This window comes from Saccharopolyspora erythraea (genome assembly GCF_018141105.1).
GTDB classification, from domain to species: domain Bacteria; phylum Actinomycetota; class Actinomycetes; order Mycobacteriales; family Pseudonocardiaceae; genus Saccharopolyspora_D; species Saccharopolyspora_D erythraea_A.
In genome coordinates this window covers 4,669,474-4,688,032 of the sequence record NZ_CP054839.1, presented here as the reverse complement: position 1 = coordinate 4,688,032, position 18,559 = coordinate 4,669,474, and the positions used below count along the sequence as shown (strand labels likewise).

13 protein-coding genes, 1 tRNA gene and 1 pseudogene are annotated in these 18,559 nt (G+C 71.6%); 12 read left to right on the top strand and 3 right to left on the bottom strand.

What is annotated here, in order from left to right; genetic code table 11:
- The first annotated feature begins 29 nt into the window (after window positions 1-29).
- Window positions 30-1,136, top strand: coding sequence for an NAD(P)-dependent oxidoreductase (locus HUO13_RS21090; protein WP_282974022.1), 1,107 nt, complete (start codon window positions 30-32; stop codon window positions 1,134-1,136).
- A 48-nt stretch (window positions 1,137-1,184) separates the two neighbouring features.
- Here the strand turns inward: HUO13_RS21090 and HUO13_RS21085 are convergent.
- Window positions 1,185-1,279: transfer RNA gene (locus HUO13_RS21085), tRNA-Sec, on the bottom strand.
- A 150-nt stretch (window positions 1,280-1,429) separates the two neighbouring features.
- Between HUO13_RS21085 and HUO13_RS21080 the strand changes: the two genes are divergently transcribed.
- From HUO13_RS21080 to HUO13_RS21055, 6 genes and pseudogenes are all read left to right on the top strand, one after another.
- Entirely contained in the window at window positions 1,430-2,056 is a 627-nt protein-coding gene (locus HUO13_RS21080) for a pyridoxamine 5'-phosphate oxidase family protein (RefSeq protein WP_211896839.1), read from the top strand.
- Between the two features lie 45 nt (window positions 2,057-2,101).
- Window positions 2,102-3,097, top strand: coding sequence for a selenide, water dikinase SelD (selD, locus tag HUO13_RS21075; protein ID WP_211896838.1), 996 nt, complete (start codon window positions 2,102-2,104; stop codon window positions 3,095-3,097).
- Between the two features lie 101 nt (window positions 3,098-3,198).
- Window positions 3,199-6,507 (top strand): formate dehydrogenase, encoded by a 3,309-nt coding sequence (fdh, locus tag HUO13_RS21070; RefSeq protein WP_211896837.1) that lies wholly within the window; start codon window positions 3,199-3,201, stop codon window positions 6,505-6,507.
- Window positions 6,504-7,406, top strand: a complete 903-nt coding sequence (locus HUO13_RS21065; protein ID WP_211896836.1) for a 4Fe-4S dicluster domain-containing protein — start codon at window positions 6,504-6,506, stop codon at window positions 7,404-7,406. Before fdh ends, HUO13_RS21065 begins: the two co-directional genes overlap by 4 nt.
- On the top strand, window positions 7,403-8,323 hold the full coding sequence (nrfD, locus tag HUO13_RS21060) for an NrfD/PsrC family molybdoenzyme membrane anchor subunit (RefSeq protein WP_249123912.1): 921 nt from the start codon (window positions 7,403-7,405) through the stop codon (window positions 8,321-8,323). The genes HUO13_RS21065 and nrfD overlap by 4 nt, the downstream gene beginning before the upstream one ends.
- A gap of 401 nt (window positions 8,324-8,724) precedes the next feature.
- Window positions 8,725-9,033 (top strand): annotated as a pseudogene (locus tag HUO13_RS21055) (alkyl sulfatase C-terminal domain-containing protein); the annotation flags it as partial.
- Between the two features lie 126 nt (window positions 9,034-9,159).
- Here HUO13_RS21055 and HUO13_RS21050 read toward each other — a convergent pair.
- A complete protein-coding gene (locus tag HUO13_RS21050; protein ID WP_211896835.1) occupies window positions 9,160-10,368 on the bottom strand; it encodes an acyl-CoA dehydrogenase family protein in 1,209 nt (402 codons plus the stop codon).
- Window positions 10,369-10,538: 170 nt separating this feature from the next.
- Entirely contained in the window at window positions 10,539-11,870 is a 1,332-nt protein-coding gene (locus HUO13_RS21045; protein WP_211896834.1) for an acyl-CoA dehydrogenase family protein, read from the bottom strand.
- Between the two features lie 172 nt (window positions 11,871-12,042).
- Here HUO13_RS21045 and HUO13_RS21040 point away from each other — a divergent pair, with 172 nt between their 5' ends.
- The 5 genes from HUO13_RS21040 (at window position 12,043) to HUO13_RS21020 (ending at window position 18,128) form a co-directional block, all read left to right on the top strand.
- Window positions 12,043-12,567: a helix-turn-helix transcriptional regulator gene (locus HUO13_RS21040; RefSeq protein ID WP_211896833.1), complete on the top strand. Its 525-nt coding sequence runs from the start codon at window positions 12,043-12,045 to the stop codon at window positions 12,565-12,567.
- Window positions 12,564-13,274 carry an ABC transporter ATP-binding protein gene (locus HUO13_RS21035; RefSeq protein ID WP_211896832.1) on the top strand — a complete coding sequence of 237 codons (711 nt, stop codon included), beginning with the start codon at window positions 12,564-12,566 and terminating at the stop codon, window positions 13,272-13,274. Before HUO13_RS21040 ends, HUO13_RS21035 begins: the two co-directional genes overlap by 4 nt.
- On the top strand, window positions 13,274-15,598 hold the full coding sequence (locus HUO13_RS21030; RefSeq protein WP_211896831.1) for an ABC transporter permease: 2,325 nt from the start codon (window positions 13,274-13,276) through the stop codon (window positions 15,596-15,598). The genes HUO13_RS21035 and HUO13_RS21030 overlap by 1 nt, the downstream gene beginning before the upstream one ends.
- 628 nt (window positions 15,599-16,226) lie before the next feature.
- Entirely contained in the window at window positions 16,227-17,069 is an 843-nt protein-coding gene (locus HUO13_RS21025; RefSeq protein WP_211896830.1) for a siderophore-interacting protein, read from the top strand.
- Window positions 17,070-17,498: 429 nt separating this feature from the next.
- Entirely contained in the window at window positions 17,499-18,128 is a 630-nt protein-coding gene (locus HUO13_RS21020) for a transglycosylase family protein (protein ID WP_211896829.1), read from the top strand.
- The last annotated feature ends 431 nt before the right edge of the window (window positions 18,129-18,559 follow it).

Genomic DNA, 18,559 nt, shown 5'->3' with positions numbered 1-18,559 from the left:
CCCACGCCGGATCCCCGAGGAGCCCTGCCATGGCGGTAGCCGTGCCGCGGCTCACGGTCCTCTGCGTGGGCGCGCGATGCGGCGGAGCTGAGCGGTTCCGCCCCGTCGGTCGCAGAGCTGTACGCGCGGGCGCCCGCTGGTGGTCGTGCTCCTCGGCTCAGGGCTGGGACAGCGATCCCAACCCGCGGCCTCCTCGTCCCGGTGGTTCGCGCCGGGAGCAACGAAGCGCAAGAACAACAACGAAGAAGGGAAGTCCGATGTCGACCGAACGTGGGCGCACCGTGGCGGTGCTGGGCACCGGCATCATCGGCGCCGCCGTCGCGCGCAACCTCGGCCGGGCCTCGTTCGACGTGCGGGTCTGGAACCGCACGCGCTCGAAGGCCGAAGCGCTGACCGACGCGGGCGCGGTCGTCGCGGCCACCCCGGCGGATGCCGTCCGGCACGCGGGAATCGTGCTGACCGCGCTCAACGACGGGCCACGGGTGCGGGAGGCGGTCGAGGCCGCCGCCCCCGGCCTCGCCGAGGGCGCCGTGTGGGCTCAGCTCAGCACCGTCGGCGTTCACGCCGTGGCGCCGCTGGCGGCGTTCGCCGAGGAGCACGGCCTGGTCTTCGTCGACTCGCCCGTCGTGGGCACCCGCCAGCCGGCCGAGCAGGGACAGCTGGTGGTGATGGCCTCGGGGCCGGAGCCGGCGCGCGAGGCGCTGCGTCCGGTGTTCGAGGTGATCGGCAAGCGGACGCTGTGGGTCTCCGACGACGGTGCAGGCGGGGCGAGCTCCCGGCTCAAGCTCGCGCTGATGAGCTGGGCGTTCGCGCTGACCCACGGCACCGCGGAGGCGCTAGCCATCGCCGAGGGCCTGGGCGTGGATCCCCGCCAGGTCCTCGAGGTGATCGAGGGCGGGCCGATGGACAACGCCTACCTGCAGCTCAAGGGTGCGGCGATCCTCGGCGAGGACTACACGCCGAGCTTCACCGTCGCCAACGCCGAGAAGGACTCGCGGCTGATCGTGGAAGCCGCCGAGCAGGCCGGTGTCCGGGCCGACCTGGTGGAGGCGGGCCTGCGGCGCTACCGCAGGGCGGCCGAGGCCGGGCACGGCGGCAAGGACATGGCCGCCAGCTACCTGGCGAGCTTCGGATGAGCGGCGGCCCGGCGGGATCAGCCACGATCCCGCCGGGCCCGCGGCGCCTGCGGAGGCGGACGGGAATCGAACCCGCCTGACCGAGGTGCTCGGCCACGTCGGTTTTGAAGACCGCGGGGTCCACCAGGAGCCCTTACGCCTCCGCTGCCGAGCATATGAGCTGTCGCGCCTCGGCGTCGGGCGGGGCCTCCACAGAGGCCGGACACCGCCCGGAGCTGGGGCGTCACCCAGAAAGCCGGTCAGGAGTGTGATCGGTTGTCGTAGGCTCGCCCTGGGAGAAAAGGGGGCACCTGGTGCACACCGAGCAATTCGTCGAGATCAACTCCGAGGCCGAGCTGCGCGAGCTCGTCGGCGCGCCGTTGCAGCGGGCGGTGGACAAGACCCGGCCCGCGCTGCACGAGCTGGACCGCCAGTGGCTGGCGCAGTCGCCGTTCTGCCTGATCGCGACCTCCGGCGCGGACGGCTCCTGCGACGTCTCGCCCAAGGGCGACCCGGCCGGTTTCACCGCGGTGCTGGACGACCGGACGATCGCCATCCCCGACCGCAAGGGCAACCGCCGCGTCGACGGGTTCCGCAACGTGCTGGCGAACCCGCACGTCGGGCTCATCTACCTGCTGCCCGGCCGAGGTGACACGTTGCGCATCAACGGCAGGGCCAGGCTCCTGCGCGACGCGCCGTTCTTCGACCGGATGGCGGTCAGGGGAGTCCGGCCGTCGGTGGCGCTGCTGGTGGAGATCGACGAGGTGTTCCACCACTGCTCCAAGGCGTTCCTGCGCTCCGGCCTGTGGAACCAGGAGACCTGGAACGGCGAGTCCGTGCCGTCCCGCGCCCGGATCGCCAAGGCGCTGGATACACCGGAGGCCTCGCTGGAGGAACTGGAGCGCTACTACGGCCCGGACTACGCCAAGAACCTGTACTGAGCGATCACCGATGCTCCGCGGGCGGGTGGCGAATAGCGTCGGGGCATGGACCTCGAAGCTGCGACCACGCACCGGCTCACGCAGTACGCGCACGGAGGCGGCTGCGCCTGCAAGATCCCGCCGGGAGAGCTCGAAGCCATGGTCTCGGGCCTGGCCGAGCCGCACCCGGGTCTGCTGGTCGGTCTGGACGGCGGTGACGACGCCGCGGCCGTGCGCGTCGGCGCGGACGGCGCCGTGCTGAGCACGGCGGACTTCTTCACCCCCGTCGTCGACGACCCCTACGACTGGGGACGGATAGCCGCGGCCAACGCGCTTTCCGACATCTACGCCATGGGCGGGCGTCCGGTCCTGGCGATCAACCTGCTCTGCTGGCCCCGGGAAGTGCTGCCGGTGGAGCTGGCGCGGGAGGTGCTGCGCGGCGGCGCCGACGTCGCCCGCGCGGCGGACTGCCCGGTCGCGGGCGGGCACAGCGTGGACGACCCCGAACCCAAGTACGGCATGGCGGTGACCGGACTGTGCGATCCGGACGCCCTGCTGCGCAACGACGCCGGGCGTCCGGGGCTGCCGCTGTCGCTGACCAAGCCGCTGGGGATCGGCGTGCTCAACACCCGGCACAAGGCGACCGGTGATGTCTTCCCGCAGGCGGTCGAGGCGATGACGGGCCTCAACGCGAAGGCCGCCGCCGACGCCGTGGCGGCCGGGGTGCGCTGCGCGACCGACGTGACCGGCTTCGGACTGCTCGGCCACCTGTTCAAGCTGGCCAGGGCCAGCGGGGTATCGGCGGTGGTCGACTCCGCGGCCGTGCCGTACCTGCCCGGGGCCCGCGAGGCGCTGCGCGACGGCTACGTCAGCGGTGGCACCAGGCGCAACCTGGACTGGGTGCGCCCGCACACCGACCTGTCGGCGATCGACGAGGACGAGGCGCTGCTGCTGGCCGACGCGCAGACCTCGGGTGGTCTGCTGGTCGCCGGTGAGGTCCCGGGTGCTCCGGTCGTCGGGGAGCTGGTGCCGCGCGGCGAACACGTCGTCACGATCCGCTGAGCGGCGCCCGGCCGGCCGTCACGGAAATCCGTCCCCTCCTCGCGTTGCGAGCGGTGGGGGGTGGTGGTCTCCTGGAGATCAAGCCGTTCGAGGAGAGGTACATGGCCGAGTGGCTGCGGTGGCCGGTGATCCGCCAGCTGACCGGATCCGACCCGCTGGGTCGCGGTTCGGCGGCGCGGTCGCGGCGCACCGACGCCCTGCGTTCACGGACCGAGGACGCCGATCAGGTGGCGCGCTCGGTCTGCCCGTACTGCGCGGTCGGCTGCGGCCAGCGCGTCTTCGTCCGCGACGGCGAAGTCACCCAGATCGAGGGTGATCCCGACTCGCCCATCAGCCGCGGCAGGCTCTGCCCGAAGGGCTCGGCGAGCCGCGAGCTGGTCACCTCGCCGTCCAGGCAGACCAGGGTGCGCTACCGCAGGCCGCACGGCACCGAGTGGGAGGACCTCGACCTCGACACGGCGATGGACATGATCGCCGACCGGGTCCTCGAGACCCGCGACCGGACCTGGCAGGACACCGACGAGAACGGCAGGCACCTGCGCCGCACGATGGGCATCGCGAGCCTCGGAGGAGCGACCCTCGACAACGAGGAGAACTACCTCATGAAGAAGCTCTACACCGCCCTGGGCGCGCTCCAGGTCGAGAACCAGGCCCGCATTTGACACTCCTCCACGGTTCCCGGTCTGGGGACCTCCTTCGGGCGCGGCGGCGCCACCACCTTCCAGCAGGACCTCGCCAACTCCGACTGCATCGTCATCCAGGGGTCCAACATGGCCGAGGCGCACCCGGTCGGCTTCCAGTGGGTGATGGAGGCCAAGCGGCGCGGCGCCAGGATCATCCACGTGGACCCGCGGTTCACCCGGACCTCGGCCATGGCGCACCAGTTCGTGCCGCTGCGCGCGGGTAGCGACATCGCGTTCCTGGGCGCGCTGATCAACCACGTGCTGACCAACGACGCCTACTTCCACGAGTACGTCGTCGCCTACACCAACGCCGCGATGATCGTCTCGGAGGAGTTCGAGGACACCGAGGACCTCGACGGGGTGTTCTCCGGCTTCGACGCCGAGGCGGGCAGCTACGACGTCAAGACCTGGCAGTACGAGGGCAGCGACGCGATGTCGGCGGTCGGCGGGCACGGGCCCGAGCAGGAGCCGTCGAAGAGCCACGCGCGGGAGCGGGAGGCCGGGCGCCCCGAGCGCACCGGGGCGGGTGGGCCGGTCTACCACGGGCGGCCCGAGACCGATCCGACGTTGCGGCATCCGCGGTGCGTGTTCCAGATCCTCAAGCGCCACTACGCCCGCTACACGCCGGAGATGGTCGAGGAGGTCTGCGGGGTCCCGCGCGAGCAGTTCCTCGCGGTGGCCGAGGCGATCGTGGCCAACTCCGGGCGCGAGCGCACCACCGCCTTCGCCTACGCGGTCGGCTGGACCCACCACACGGTCGGGGTCCAGTACATCCGGGCGGCGTCGATCCTGCAGCTGCTGCTGGGCAACATCGGCAGGCCCGGCGGCGGCATCCTCGCGCTGCGCGGGCACGCCAGCATCCAGGGCTCCACCGACATCCCGACGCTGTTCAACCTGCTGCCCGGATACATCCCGATGCCGCACGCCCACACCGACACCGACCTGGACGCCTTCGTGGCGCAGGACGAGTACGCCAGCGGGTACTGGGGCAACATGCGCGCCTACATCGTCAGCCTGCTCAAGGCGTGGTGGGGCGAGAACGCCACGGAGGACAACGACTTCTGCTTCGACCGGCTGCCGCGGCTGACCGGCGACCACGGCTCCTTCCAGACCGTGATCGACCAGATCGAGGGCAAGGTCAAGGGCTACTTCGTCATCGGCGAGAACCCCGCGGTGGGCACCGCCAACTCGCGCCAGCAGCGGCTGGGGCTGGCCAACCTGGACTGGCTGGTGGTGCGCGACCTCAACATGATCGAGACCGCGACCTTCTGGAAGGACGGCCCGGAGATCGAGAACGGCGAGATGGCTCCCGAGGACATCGGCACCGAGGTGTTCTTCCTGCCCGCCGCCGCCCACACCGAGAAGGACGGCACGTTCACCAACACCCAGCGGCTGCTGCAGTGGCACCACAAGGCGGTGGAGCCCAAGCAGGACCAGCGCAGCGACCTGTGGTTCTACTACCACCTCGGCCGCAAGCTGCGCGAGAAGCTGCGCACCGCCGAACGCACCGCCGAGCTGCGCGAACGGGACCGGGCACTGCTTGAGCTGACCTGGGACTACCCGACCGAGGGCGAGCTCGACGAGCCGAGCGCGGCCGCGGTGCTGCGCGAGATCAACGGCTTCGGTCCGGACGGGTCGCTTTCCAGCTACACCCAGCTGCGCAGCGACGGCTCCACCCGCTGCGGGTGCTGGATCTACTGCGGTGTCTTCGCCGACGGCGTCAACCAGTCCGCGCGGCGCAAGCCGGGCCGCGAGCAGAGCCCGGTCGCACCGGAGTGGGGCTGGGCGTGGCCCGCCAACCGGCGGATCATCTACAACCGCGCGTCGGCCGACCCGGCGGGCAGGCCGTGGAGCGAGCGCAAGGCCTACGTCTGGTGGGACGAGGCGCGCGGCGAGTGGACCGGCCACGACGTGCCGGACTTCGACAAGGGCAAGCGCCCGGACTACGTGCCGCCCGAAGACGCCGTCGGCCCCGACGGGATCGCCGGCACGGACCCGTTCATCATGCAGAGCGACGGCCGCGGCTGGCTCTACGTGCCCGCCGGGCTCGTCGACGGCCCGCTGCCCGCGCATTACGAGCCGCAGGAATCGCCGCTGGCCAACCGCCTGCACGACCACCAGCAGCGCAACCCGGCCCGCCAGGTGTACTCGCGGCCGGAGAACCGGTACCAGCCCAGCGGCGACGAACCGGGCGCGGAGGTCTACCCGTACGTGTTCACCACGTTCCGGCTCACCGAGCACCACACCGCGGGCGGCATGAGCCGCTGGCTGGCGCACCTCTCGGAGCTGGCCCCGGCGATGTTCCTGGAGGTCTCGCCCGAGCTGGCCGCCGAGCGGGGCCTGGAGCACCTGGGCTGGGCGACCGTGGTGACGGCGCGCAGTGCGATCGAGGGCCGCGTGCTGGTGACGCCGCGGATGCGTCCGCTGCGCCTCGGGGACCGCACGATCCACCAGATCGGCATCCCGTGGCACTGGGGACCCAACGGCCTGACCACCGGCGACGCGGCCAACGAGCTGATCAACGTGGCGCTGGACCCCAACGTGCACATCATGGAGACCAAGGCGGGCACCTGCGACATCCGGCCCGGCAGGCGTCCGCGGGGCCCGGAGCTGGCCCGGTTCGTCGAGCAGTACCGCAGGCGGGCGGGCATCACCGAGCTCACCGGCACCGAGTACGCCGACGACCCGCGGCTCACCGGGGAACGACGAGGGGAGGAACGGCAGTGACCGACAACCGGCTCAGCGGTCCGCTGGCCGACCCCGCGGGAGATGCGGGCTATCCGGCCGACCACCCGGAACGGGTCGGGTTCTTCACCGACACGAGCGTCTGCATCGGGTGCAAGGCGTGCGAGGTCGCCTGCAAGCAGTGGAACCTGCTGCCCGAGGACGGCGTGGAGCTGACCGGCATGTCCTACGACAACACCGGTGCGCTGGGCGCGAGCACGTGGCGCCACGTCGCGTTCATCGAGCAGCACGTGGAGAACGGGTCCGCGGCGGCCACCGCCCCGGAGTCGGTGGACCTCGGGATGCCTGGCATGGGCCCCTCGGGCGGCGACGGGTCGGTGCGCTGGCTGATGTCGTCGGACGTGTGCAAGCACTGCACCCACGCCGCGTGCCTGGACGTCTGCCCCACCGGAGCCCTCTTCCGGACCGAGTACGGCACTGTCGTCGTGCAGGACGACGTGTGCAACGGCTGCGGGTACTGCGTGCCCGCCTGCCCCTACGGCGTGATCGACATCCGGCCCGGCGACGGCGGCGCGTTCAAGTGCACGATGTGCTACGACCGGCAGGGCGCCGGGCTGGCACCGGCGTGCGCGACGGCTTGCCCGACCGAGTCCATCCAGTACGGCCCGCTGGAGGAGCTGCGGGAGCGCGCGGCGGCGAGGGTGGACGAGCTGCACGCCCAGGGCGTGACCGAGGCGAGGCTCTACGGGCACGAGCCCGACGACGGCGTCGGCGGTGACGGCGCGTTCTTCCTGCTGCTCGACGAGCCCGAGGTCTACGGGCTGCCGCCGGACCCGGTGGTCACCACGCGGGACCTGCCGTCGATGTGGCGGTGCGCGGCCGCTGCGGCGGCCACCGGCGCCGCGCTCGTCGCGGGCTGCTTCCTGGGGAGGAAGAAGTGACCGAAGTGGATACCAGCGCCGATTTCCGCTCGTACTACGGCAAACCGGTGCTCAAGGAGCCGGTGTGGAAGGTCCCCGACGTCCCGGCCTACCTCTACATGGGCGGTCTGGCGGGCTCGTCGTCGACGATGGCGCTGCTGGCCGAGCTGACCGGCAGGCCGACGCTGGCGCGCAACGGCCGCATCACCGCCGCCGTCGGCGCCACGGCGAGCGTGGTCGCGCTGGTGCACGACCTGGGCAGGCCGACCCGGTTCCTCAACATGCTGCGCGTGTTCAAGCCGACCTCGCCGCTGAGCGTCGGCTCGTGGATCCTGGCGCCGTTCTCCGCGCTGGCCGGCGCCGCCGCGGCCAGCGATGTCACCGGGTACCTGCCCACGCTGGGACGGCTGAGCGCCGGGGTCGCGGGCGTCATCGCCCCGGCGATGACCACCTACACCGCGGTGCTGCTGTCGGACACGGCAGTGCCCGCCTGGCACGAGATGCACCGGGAGCTGCCGTTCGTCTTCGCAGGCAGCGCGGTGGCGAGCGCGGGCGGCATGGGCATGATCACCACACCGGTCGCCCAGGCCGGGCCCGCCCGCCGGATGGCGGTGGCGGGTTCGGCCCTGGAGCTGGCGGCCACCGAGCGGATCCACCGGCGCGAGGGGATCGTCGGGGAGGTCTACGAGAAGGGGCGTGCGGGCAAGGTGCTGCGGATGGCCAAGGCCCTGACCGTGGCGGGTGCGGCCACGGCGCTGCTCGCCGGTCGCAGCAGGACGATCGCGGTCGCCTCCGGGCTGTGCCTGACCGTCGCCGGCGTGGCCACCCGCTACGGCGTCTTCGCGGCGGGCCGGGTTTCAGCCCGCGACCCCCGCTACACCATCGTCCCGCAGCGCGAGCGCAAGAGCGCCGAGGAGCGGCTCGGGGCGATGGATTAGTCAGCTGAGTCGGGACTCCCGTTCGGATGTGCGGCGAGGCGGTCGTCAACGAGTAGCTCTGGCATTCGAACGCACCCTCGTCCCGGGATGACCGGTGTGCGTACCGGAACATCGGCTGGGGTCGTGCTTCGGACGGGTTACGGTTGTTGACGCAAGTTCGGTGGAGCAACGAGCGTGACAACGGCTGCGGCCGGCGCGGCGTGCGGACTCGCGAGGGGGAACGAGATGTCCGGCAACTCCGAACCCAGAGCAGCGGATCCGGCCATCGCTGCGGGTAATGAGGCAGTGCGGCACCGTTTGCCCTTCAGTGACACCAGCGACCTCGACGACGCCCGGCGCGGGTACCTGGGCTCTGCCGAGGACAGCCGCACCCAGGACGTCGACGGCGTCCCCGGAGCTGGGAGGCGGACATCACCGTGCGGTGGGTCCTCGCCGCAGGCGAACCCGTCACCATGCGTCTGCACAACGGCGTGCTCACCCACGTCACCGGGACCGGTCCCGCCGCACCCGACCCGGACGTGGAGTTCGCACTGGAGGAGCCCGAGTTGCGCGCCGTCCTCCTCGGCAGCGTCACGCCGGACGAACTGGTGGCCCGGGATTCCGTCCAGGTCACCGGAGATCCGGGCAAGCTCACCGAACTCCTCGGCTACCTCGGCGAACCCGATCAGGACTTCGCGACAGTCACCCCGTGGCTCCCGCACACGCCCTGAGAACGGCGCGACCACGCAAAGAGCGGGCCAGGACCGCACCAAGATCATCGCGGCGCGCGACACCCGGCCAGGGTGTCCGCAGTGGACGATCCGGCCGGGCGGCGCCGCTCTCCGGCGCCGTGCAGGCTACTTCAGGTCCTTTGAGGATTTGCCGAGCAGCCTGCGGGCGATCACCAGCTGCTGGATCTGCTGCGTGCCCTCGAAGATGTCCAGGATCTTGGCGTCCCGGCTCCACTTCTCCAGCAGGCTGTGCTCGGAGTAGCCCAGCGTGCCGCACAGCTCGACGCAGCGCAGCGTCACGTCGGTGCCGGTGCGCCCTGCCTTGGCCTTGGCCATCGACGCCTGCAGCGAGTTCGGCCTGCCGTTGTCGGCCATCCACGCCGCCTGCAGCGTCAGCAGGTATCCCGCCTCCCAGTCCGCCTCCAGCTCCAGGAAGGTCGCCGCGGCCGAGGACTGCCGGTGCGGCGGCCGGTCGTAGTCGGGGGCCAGGCCGGACTCGGTGAGCTTCTCCCGGGTCTCGTCCAGCGCGGCCCTGGCCACGCCGACGGCCATCGCCGCCACCAGCGGCCGGGTGTTGTCGAAGGTCTGCATGACCCCGGCGAAGCCCTGCTCGGTGTTGATCTCCGGGCTGCCGAGCAGGTTCTCCTTCGGGACCCGCACGTCGTCGAGCCGGAACTCTGCGGTGTCGGAGGCGCGGATGCCGAGCTTGTGCTCCAGCCGGACCAGCTCGAAGCCCGGCGTGCCCTTCTCCACGACGAAGGACTTGATCGCGCCGCGGCCCTTCGAGCGGTCCAGCGTCGCCCACACCACGACGGCGTCGGCGCGCTCGCCGGAGGTCACGAAGATCTTCTGCCCGTTGAGCACGTACTCGTCGCCGTCGAGCCGGGCGGTGGTGCGGATCGCCGCGGAGTCCGAGCCGCAGTCGGGCTCGGTGATGGCCATCGCAGCCCACTTGCCCGCGAAGCGCTGGAGCTGCTCGTCGTCGGCGACCGAGGCGATCGCCGCGTTGCCCAGCCCCTGCCGGGGCAGCGACAGCAGCAGCCCGACGTCGCCCCAGCACAGCTCGATCGTGCCGAGCGCGGTGGACATGTTGCCGCCGTTGCGGACCCCGTCGCCCTTGCCGGAGCTGCGCCGGACACCGCCGGCGCCGGAGGCGCCGCCCTCTCCGGATGAGTTGAGTCCGTCGAGTACCGCCGCGAGCATGTCCAGCTCGTGCGGGTAGCTGTGCTCGGCGTGGTCGTACTTGCGCGAGTTGGGCCGGAAGACCTCGGCCGCCGACTGCCGCGCCTGGTTCACCAGCGCGGCGAACTTCTTCGGCACTTCCAGGTTGATCAAGACGGCTCCCTAGAGCTGGTCAGGTCTGGATGTTGGGGGAGGGGAGGCTCAGTGGATCCGCTGGGGCCAGTGCATCCGCCTGGGCGAGGCATCCGCTTGAGGAGGGCAAGCTCAGTGGACCCGCCTGCGGCGGATGGCGCGGGGCGCCGTTTGAGGCTCCATCTGGAGCCTCAAACCATCACGATCCCCTCCGCCACGCCGATGGCGCGGAGGTCGCGGTACCAGCGTTCGACGGGGTGCTCCTTGACGAAGCCGTGGCCGCCGAGGAGCTGGACGCCGTCGCTGCCGATGGCCATGCCCTTGGCGGCGCAGAGGCGGCGCGCCAGCGCGGTCTCGCGGGCGTGCGACAGCCCCTGCTCGGCGCGGCTCGCGGCGCGGTAGGTCGCCAGCCGCATGCCCTCCAGCTCGGTGGCGATGTCGGCGACCCTGAACGCGACGCCCTGGCGGTGGCTGATCGGCTCGCCGAAGGCGACCCGGTCGTTCACGTAGGGGATGACGTAGTCCAGCACCGCCTGCCCGGTTCCGACCGCCAGCGCGCACCACGCGATCCGCGCGGAGCGGACGCACTCCACGTAGGACTCCCGCTCTCCCAGCAGCGCCGTCTCAGGCAGGTGCACGCCGTCGAGCGCGACGCGGCCCATGGCCGCGCCGCGCAGCCCCATCGAAGGCTCGGCCTCGATCGACAGCCCCGCGGTGTCGGACTCCACCAGGAACAGCCGGGGTGCACCGTCGAGCTCGGCGGCCACGACGAACAGCTCAGCCTCCGCCGCACGCGGCACCAGCGACTTGACCCCCTCCAGCACGAAGCCGCCTCCCGTGCGGCGAGCGCGCGTGCGCAGGTCGAAGGGGTCGAACAGCGGACGCGGCTCCAGCACGGCCAGTGCGGCCGCGGGGACGTCGTCGCCGACGAAGGAAGGCAGGTACTGCGCCTGCTGGGACTCGTCGCCCCAGGCGACCAGCGCGGTGCTCACCGCCGAGGGTGCCAGGCACGACACGGCCAGACCCATGTCCCCGTGCGCCATGGCCTCGGCCACCAGCACACCGGTCACCGCGGAGCGTTCGCTGCCGATGCCGCCCGCTTCGTCGGGAATCCCGACGAGCGTGACGCCGAGCTCGGCGGCCTGCTGGAGCAGCCCGTCGGGCGGCGCGCACTTGGTGTCGGCGTCGGCGGCCGCCGGGCGCAGCTTCTCGGCCGCGAACTCCCGGACCGTCTGCCGGATCATCTCCTGCTCGTCGGTGGGGGTGAGGTCGAACAGGTCCTGCCGGGGCGCGGCCGGGAGGCGGGCCGGCTTGCCGCCGCGCCGGACCGCCTTGAACGAGCGGCTCGCGGCGCCCACGGTGCGGAATCCGGCCCTGGTGGTCTCGAACATCACCCGCTCGGCGGGCTTGCGCAGGCCCAACCGGTCCACGACGCGGTTGCCGGCGAACCGGTTGAGCGCGGCGAGCGCGTACCCGATCGCGTCACGTCCCGAGCGCTGGCCGCTCAGGTTCTTCCCGCTCATCGGCGTCCTCCGGGACTCGAACAACACTTTACTTCCAAGTAATGCTACTCAGGAGTAGATAAGCCGCCAAGATGGGGCACCTGATGTTGATCCGAACGGTACAAGTGCAGGTCAGCACTCTATTCCTCGAGTGTATGTACTCGGTGTATAGACCGTGTGTATAGTCGCCGCCATGTCGATCGGTCACACCTTGCTCGGGTTGCTGGAAGGCGGCTCGCGCCACGGGTACGACCTCAAGCGCGCCTACGACGAGCGCTTCGGCCACGCCAAGTCGCTGGCCTACGGGCAGGTGTACTCGACCCTCTCCCGGCTGCTGCGGGACGGCCTGGTGGCCGTCGAGGGAGTCGAGTCGGGCGAGGGACCGGAACGCAAGCGGTACTCGATCACCGACGCGGGCGTGCACAAGGTCGAGGAATGGCTGGCCACACCGGAGAAACCGGTCGCCAGCCTGCAGAACACGCTCTACACCAAGCTCGTGCTGGCGATGCTCTCCGGCCGGGACGCCACCGAGGTCCTCGACTCCCAGCGGCAGGCGCACCTGGAGGTCATGCGCGACCTCACGCGACGCAAGAACGACGCCGAACCGGGCGAGCAGCTCGTCCTGGACTTCGCGCTCTTCCACCTCGAGGCGGACCTGCGGTGGCTCGAAACCGCCGTGCGGCGCCTCGGTCAGATCACCAAGGAGGTTCCCTCATGACGGGTGACTCGCGGGCCGAGCGGTCCCCGGGTACCGAGATCCTGCTGACCGCTTCCGACCTGCACCTGTCGTTCGGGGCCACGCCGGCGCTGCGCGGTGCGGGGCTGGCGGTGACCGCCGGCGAGATGGTCGCGGTGATGGGTTCCTCCGGCTCGGGCAAGTCCACGCTCCTGCACTGCCTGGCCGGGATCCTGGTGCCCGAGAAGGGCGAGGTGCGCTACCGCGGCCGCGACCTCGCGCGGGCCACCGACGAGGAGCGCAGCGAGCTGCGCCGCGGCGACTTCGGCTTCGTCTTCCAGTTCGGCCAGCTCGTCCCCGAGCTCACGGTCGGCGAGAACGTGGCCCTGCCGCTGCGCCTGTCCGGCGTCGGCCGTCGCAGCGCCGAGCGGCAGGCGGCGGAGTGGCTGGAGAAGCTGGAGATCGCCGGGATCGCCGGTCAGCGGCCGGGGGAGGTCTCCGGCGGTCAGGGCCAGCGGGCCGCGCTGGCGCGCGCCCTGGTCGGCAACCCCTCGGTGATCTTCGCCGACGAGCCGACCGGTGCGCTGGACTCCGAGGGCGGCGAGCACGTCATGCGACTGCTCTCCGACGCCGCTCGCAAGACGGGCGCCGCGGTCGTCCTGGTCACCCACGAACCCCGGGTCGCCGCCTACGCCGACCGCGAGGTCGTCATCCGCGACGGCCGGACCAAGGCGCGGGAGCTGGTCTGATGCGCACGATCCGCAACTGGGTGGCCGACCTGGCCTTCGGCGTGCGACTGTCGGTCGGGGGCGGCCGCACGCCGTGGGGCCGCCTGACGCTCACCGCGGTGGGCATCGGTCTCGGCGTGGCGGTGCTGCTGCTGGCGTCGTCGGTGCAGCAGCTCGACGGCGAGCGGCGGGCGCGGCAGGAGGCCAGGGGCGGCCAGGTGTACGTCCAGGACCCGGCCGAGGCCGCGGGCGCGGCCGTGCTGGTGGCCGAGCGGATGGACGAGTTCCGCGGACAGCCGGTGCTCGGCGTCGTCGTCGACCCGCAACGGCCGGGAGCCCCGCACCCGCCCGGCATCGCCGGAAACCCGGCGCCGGGAGAAGTGCTGGTCTCTCCCGCGCTCAAAGCCCTCCTCGACGGCCCCGATGGTGAGCTGCTGCGTCCGCGCCTGCCGGGGGCGGTCACCGGGGTGGTCGGGCAGGAGGCCCTGGCCTCTCCGGGGGAGCTGTTCTACTTCGTGGGCTCGGACCGGTTGCTGCAGGAGCGCAGTTCGGTGGCGGTGGTCCGCGACCACTTCGGCGAATCGTCGCGGCAGGACCGGGGACTGGACAGCGAGCAGTGGATGATCCTGTCCCTCGGGGTGAGCGCCCTGCTGGTGCCCGTGGTCGTCTTCGTGGCGTCGACGGCGCGGCTGGCCGAGTCGGCCAGGGAGCGCAGGCTCGCCGCCCTGCGGCTGGTCGGCTCCAGCGGCAGGCAGGTGCGCCGCATCGCAGCAGGGGAGGCGCTGGCGGGCGCACTGGCGGGAGTCGTGCTGGGCTGGGGGATCTTCCTGCTCGGACGCCTGGTGGCCGGCGCCGTCGAGGTCCTCGGCTTCACCGTGTACAGCTCGGACATCTGGCCGATGTGGTGGTACGCCATCGCGGTCACGGTGGGCGTTCCCGTGATCGCGGTGGCGACCGCGATCACGGCGATGCGCGGCACGATCGTCGAACCGCTGAGCGTCGTGCGGCGCACCCCCGCCGGCCGTCGCCGCCTGCTGTGGCGTCTCGTGCCGATCGTGCTCGGCACGGCACTGATACTCGCCGTCCGCGAAGGCGCGGGCGGCGTGCGGGAGCTGATGTTCGTGACGGCCGTCGTGCTCATCCTGGTCGGAGTGCCGCTGGTGCTGGCATGGGTGTTCGAGCGGGTCATGGGCAGGCTCAGGGGCAGCTCGCTGCCCGGCCAGCTCGCGGTGCGCGGCCTCCAGCTCAGCAGTGGTTCGGCGGCCCGGTCGGTCAGCGCCATCGCCGTGGTGCTCACCGGGGTGATCAGCCTGCAGACGGTCGTGGCGAGCATGGAGGCCACCTACACCGCCCAGCGGCGCACGCCCGCGGACCCGTCGGCGCTGTCGGTCCACGGTACGCAGGCGCGCGACATCCCCGTCGACCCGGCCGGGGCCACCGCACAGGCGCTGTCCGAGGTGCCCGGGATCACCGGTGTCGAACCCGCCTCCTACAGCTCGCTCACCCAGGGCGAGGAGCCGCAGGCGCCCTATCACCTGGTGGTCATCGCCGACTGCGCCGTGCTGGCCAGGAAGGCGGCGGTCGGCCCCTGCCAGGACGGGGACGCCTTCTACAGCGGCGGCGTCGACCGGACACCGGCTCCCGCGGCCGGGACCCGGATGCACGTCGAGCCGAGCTTCATCGGGGAACGGGCGACGGCCTGGACGACCCCGGCCGGCGTCCGGCAGATCGGCCCCATCGCGGATGAATCCGACTCTGCGCGCTTCCTGCTCACCCCGAAAGCCGCGGAAGGGATACCGGTGTCGGCGCGGTCGGTCAACATCGACCTCCGGCTCGGGCCGGACGTCTCACCGGACACCATCGAGCACGTTCGCAACGTCGCCGCCACGCACCTGGTCGGGTCGTCGGTGACGCGCGTCGAGGGTACGGAAGGGGTGCAGCCCAGTGCCTTCAATCTGATCCGGTACGGGCTGCTGCTCGGCGCGCTGGTCACCTTCGCGCTCATCGGGTGCAGCCTCTTCGTGTCCGCCGCCGAGCAGATCCAGCAGCGGCGCAGGCAGATGGCCGTGCTGGCGGCGGTGGGCGTGCGCCGCCGGACGCTGGCGTGGTCGGCGCTGTTGCAGAACGCGTTGCCGATGCTCGCGGCGGTGGTCGTGGCACTGGGGATCGGAGCACTGCTCGGCGGTCTGGTGCTGCTGGTGCTGGAGCCGGACCGGGTCGCGTTCGACCTGCCGGGCCTGGCCGGTCTGCTCGGCATCGCGGCAGCGGCGGTGGCCGTGGTCACGGCGCTGACCCTCCCGGCGCTCGGCAGGGCGATGCACCCGGAGGGCCTTCGCACCGAGTAGGGAGGCGGGGGCGTGAGGGGGGACCGCTCGGCACTGAAGCAATAGCGACTATTGCTTCAGTGCCGAGCGAAATCAATCCATCGCGCGGCGGCGAGGTGGTCGCGGGGGAGATCGGCAGCGAGTGCAAGAAGCCGGCAGTGAGCCGGGCGGGCCGTCGGCTAGTGGGGGCAGGTCGACGGCACGCCGAGCAGGTCGACGGTGAGAGCGTCACATCGACGGATAGCGGGGGAGTGGGCGGTGCCGTCGAACGGACAGTCCGACGGGCAGGGCGCCGAGCGGACTGCGCCTGCGGGGGAGTTCCGGCGAACGGGCGGGTCGGGGCCCGCCGGGCTGGTGAGCGCCATGGGCGCAGCAGGTCGGCTTTCCGCCCGCCGCGCCGGGTTGATCCGCGTCCGGCGTTGTACACGGCCGGACGCCGCCGCGGTGTGACGGCCGCGTTCCCCGCTCGGTCGCTGTGTCGGTGTGTTCCAGCGGTGGGAGTGTTCGGTCACTCGATCCGGCAAGCACTTGCGCGGACGAGGGCTGGTTAGGCTAGGCTACCTTTTGTTGATCAAGGTACCCGCCGGTCGGCGCGCTTGCTCCGTCCGGCCCACCGAGCCTTTCCCGCGAACGAAGCCGGAGCCCGCGCATGACCATCCAGACCCCGCCGCGGCCGAGGACCTCCACGGCGTTCAGGCTGTTCCCGGTCGAGGTGACCGGCGTGCGACGGCTCGGAGCCAACCTCGCGCGGATCACTTTCGGCGGGGCCGAGCTGGGCGCCATGGCCTCCGGCGGGCTCGACCAGCGGATCAAGCTGGTCTTCCCGCTGCCGGGGCAGGACCTGGTGCTGCCCGAAGGTGACCAGCCGTTCCAGGCGCTGTGCGCGCTGCCGGACGGCATCCGGCCGCACCTGCGCACCTACACGCTGCGCGCGCACCGTCCGGAGCAGCGCGAGTTCGACGTCGACTTCGTCCTGCACGGCGACACCGGCCCCGGCTCGGCGTTCGGCATGCGCGCCCGCGTCGGCGACCGCATCGCGGCGTACGCGCCGAACGCCGAACACCCGCACGGGAGGCGCTTCGCCGGCGTGGAGTACGACTTCGAGCGGCTGGGGGAGCGGACCCTGCTGGTCGGTGACGAGACGGCGCTCCCGGCGATCGCGAGCATCCTGGAGGCGCTGCCGCCCGGGGTGCGCGCCGAGGTCTTCGCCGAGGTGCCCGACTCCGGCGACGTGCTCTCGATCCCGACCGCCGCCGAGGTCCGCGTGCACTGGCTGCCGAGGCTGGGCTGCGAGGCCCCCGGTGTGCTCGTGGCCGACGCGCTCCGGGCCTCGCGGCCCGCGACCGGTGCGTACTGCTGGATCGCGGGGGAGCGCGACATGGTGACCTCGACGCGGCGGTACCTGCTCGGTGAGTGCGGCTTCGACCGCGAGTCGATCACGTTCATGGGTTACTGGCGTCGCGGTGTCCACGGGGACCTGCCTGCGAACTGATCCCGGGACTGATCGAATTCGCGTGAAAACGCAGAGTGATACACGGTCGAGTTATGTCGTGGCTCAAATCTCACCGTGAGTGATCGGTTTTCCCGAGATCCATATTTCTCCGGTCGGCAAATGACCAGGGAATTCTCTCGAATCGCAGTGATCTTCATCGTGTTTCTGTGACGATGGCCACTCCGGCACGGTTTTGTGCGCGCGGTTTCGCTACGTAGCGTATCGCCCCGTCGGTCCCCGAAACCGGCGAAGCGATACCGGAAGCCCGCCGCGCCGCGCCCTGCCCCGCGGGCTTCCTGCCCCCGACGAACAGGCACCGGGCAGGGCCAGGACAACCGATCCCGATGTGGTGGCGTCCCGGGCCAGGCCCGGTCGGACGCCCGTGGACACACGCCGGAGCCGTCCTGCAGGCGGGGCTGGAGAACGCAAATGGCTCGCTACCGAGGCAAGCACCGCACTTCCGGCGCCGGCCGCAACGTCGCGCGGGTCGCGCTGACCGGCGCCGTGATCGCGGCCCCGTTCGCCGTCGCCCTCCCGGCCAACGCCGCGTCGGAGTCCACCTGGGACGCCGTCGCGCAGTGCGAGAGCACCGGCAACTGGCAGATCAACAGCGGCAACGGCTACTCCGGCGGTCTGCAGTTCAGCGCCTCGACCTGGGCCGCCTACGGCGGCACCCAGTACGCCTCCAACGCGGCGAACGCGACCCGCGAGCAGCAGATCGCCGTGGCCGAGCGGGTCCTGCAGGCGCAGGGCCCGGGCGCGTGGCCGGTGTGCTCGAAGAAGGCCGGTCTGTCCGCCGGCGCGCTGGAGAACCAGGACGTCTCCGGTTCCGGTTCGGCGCAGGCCGACGAGGACTCCGAGAAGCAGGCCACCAAGCCGGCGCCGAAGCCGAGCGCCGGTTCGGCCGCCGGCAACGACTACACCGTCCAGGTCGGCGACACCCTCGGCAAGATCGGCGAGAAGTTCGGCGTGAGCTGGCAGTCGATCCACGAGAACAACAAGGACGTCGTCGGCGACCCGAACCTGATCTTGCCGGGTCAGCAGCTCGACATCCGGTGATTGCCCACCCGGTCCTCGCGACCGGGTGCGAAGAGGGACCCCGCCAGCCTCTCTCCGGCGGGGTCCCTCTTCTTCTCGCCCTACTTGGGTTTGTGCCGCCGCAGATCGCTTCGGATGTCCCAGACGGTCCAGCCGACCCCTCCGGCTACGATGGCCGACATCATCATCAGCACCAGCTCGGTCACGGGCGGTCCCTCCCCCCGGCGCGGTCGGGTCCGACGACCCGGCGGCCTGTGGTTCTGAGCCTAAACGCGCGATTGTTGATCGCTGTGCGTGCAGGCCCATTGAACTCGGAAGAGTGTTGTGCGTCGTGAGTTCAGTCGCCGCGCCCGGCTGTAACCAGTGCGTTGAGCTGCGATCAGCAGCGCGTCTCGGTATGAATGCGGAAAGTAGTCAAGGGAATTCTCCTAACGCTTCGTAGATCGAAAGCG

Excerpts from the sequence above, each read along its gene's own strand:
- HUO13_RS21020 (WP_211896829.1), top strand. The coding sequence starts at position 17,499 with ATGGCTCGCTACCGAGGCAAGCACCGCACTTCCGGCGCCGGCCGCAAC.
- selD (WP_211896838.1), top strand. The coding sequence starts at position 2,102 with ATGGACCTCGAAGCTGCGACCACGCACCGGCTCACGCAGTACGCGCAC.
- HUO13_RS21025 (WP_211896830.1), top strand. The coding sequence starts at position 16,227 with ATGACCATCCAGACCCCGCCGCGGCCGAGGACCTCCACGGCGTTCAGG.
- HUO13_RS21035 (WP_211896832.1), top strand. The coding sequence starts at position 12,564 with ATGACGGGTGACTCGCGGGCCGAGCGGTCCCCGGGTACCGAGATCCTG.
- HUO13_RS21045 (WP_211896834.1), bottom strand. The coding sequence starts at position 11,870 with ATGAGCGGGAAGAACCTGAGCGGCCAGCGCTCGGGACGTGACGCGATC.
- HUO13_RS21030 (WP_211896831.1), top strand. The coding sequence starts at position 13,274 with ATGCGCACGATCCGCAACTGGGTGGCCGACCTGGCCTTCGGCGTGCGA.
- HUO13_RS21040 (WP_211896833.1), top strand. The coding sequence starts at position 12,043 with ATGTCGATCGGTCACACCTTGCTCGGGTTGCTGGAAGGCGGCTCGCGC.
- HUO13_RS21090 (WP_282974022.1), top strand. The coding sequence starts at position 30 with ATGGCGGTAGCCGTGCCGCGGCTCACGGTCCTCTGCGTGGGCGCGCGA.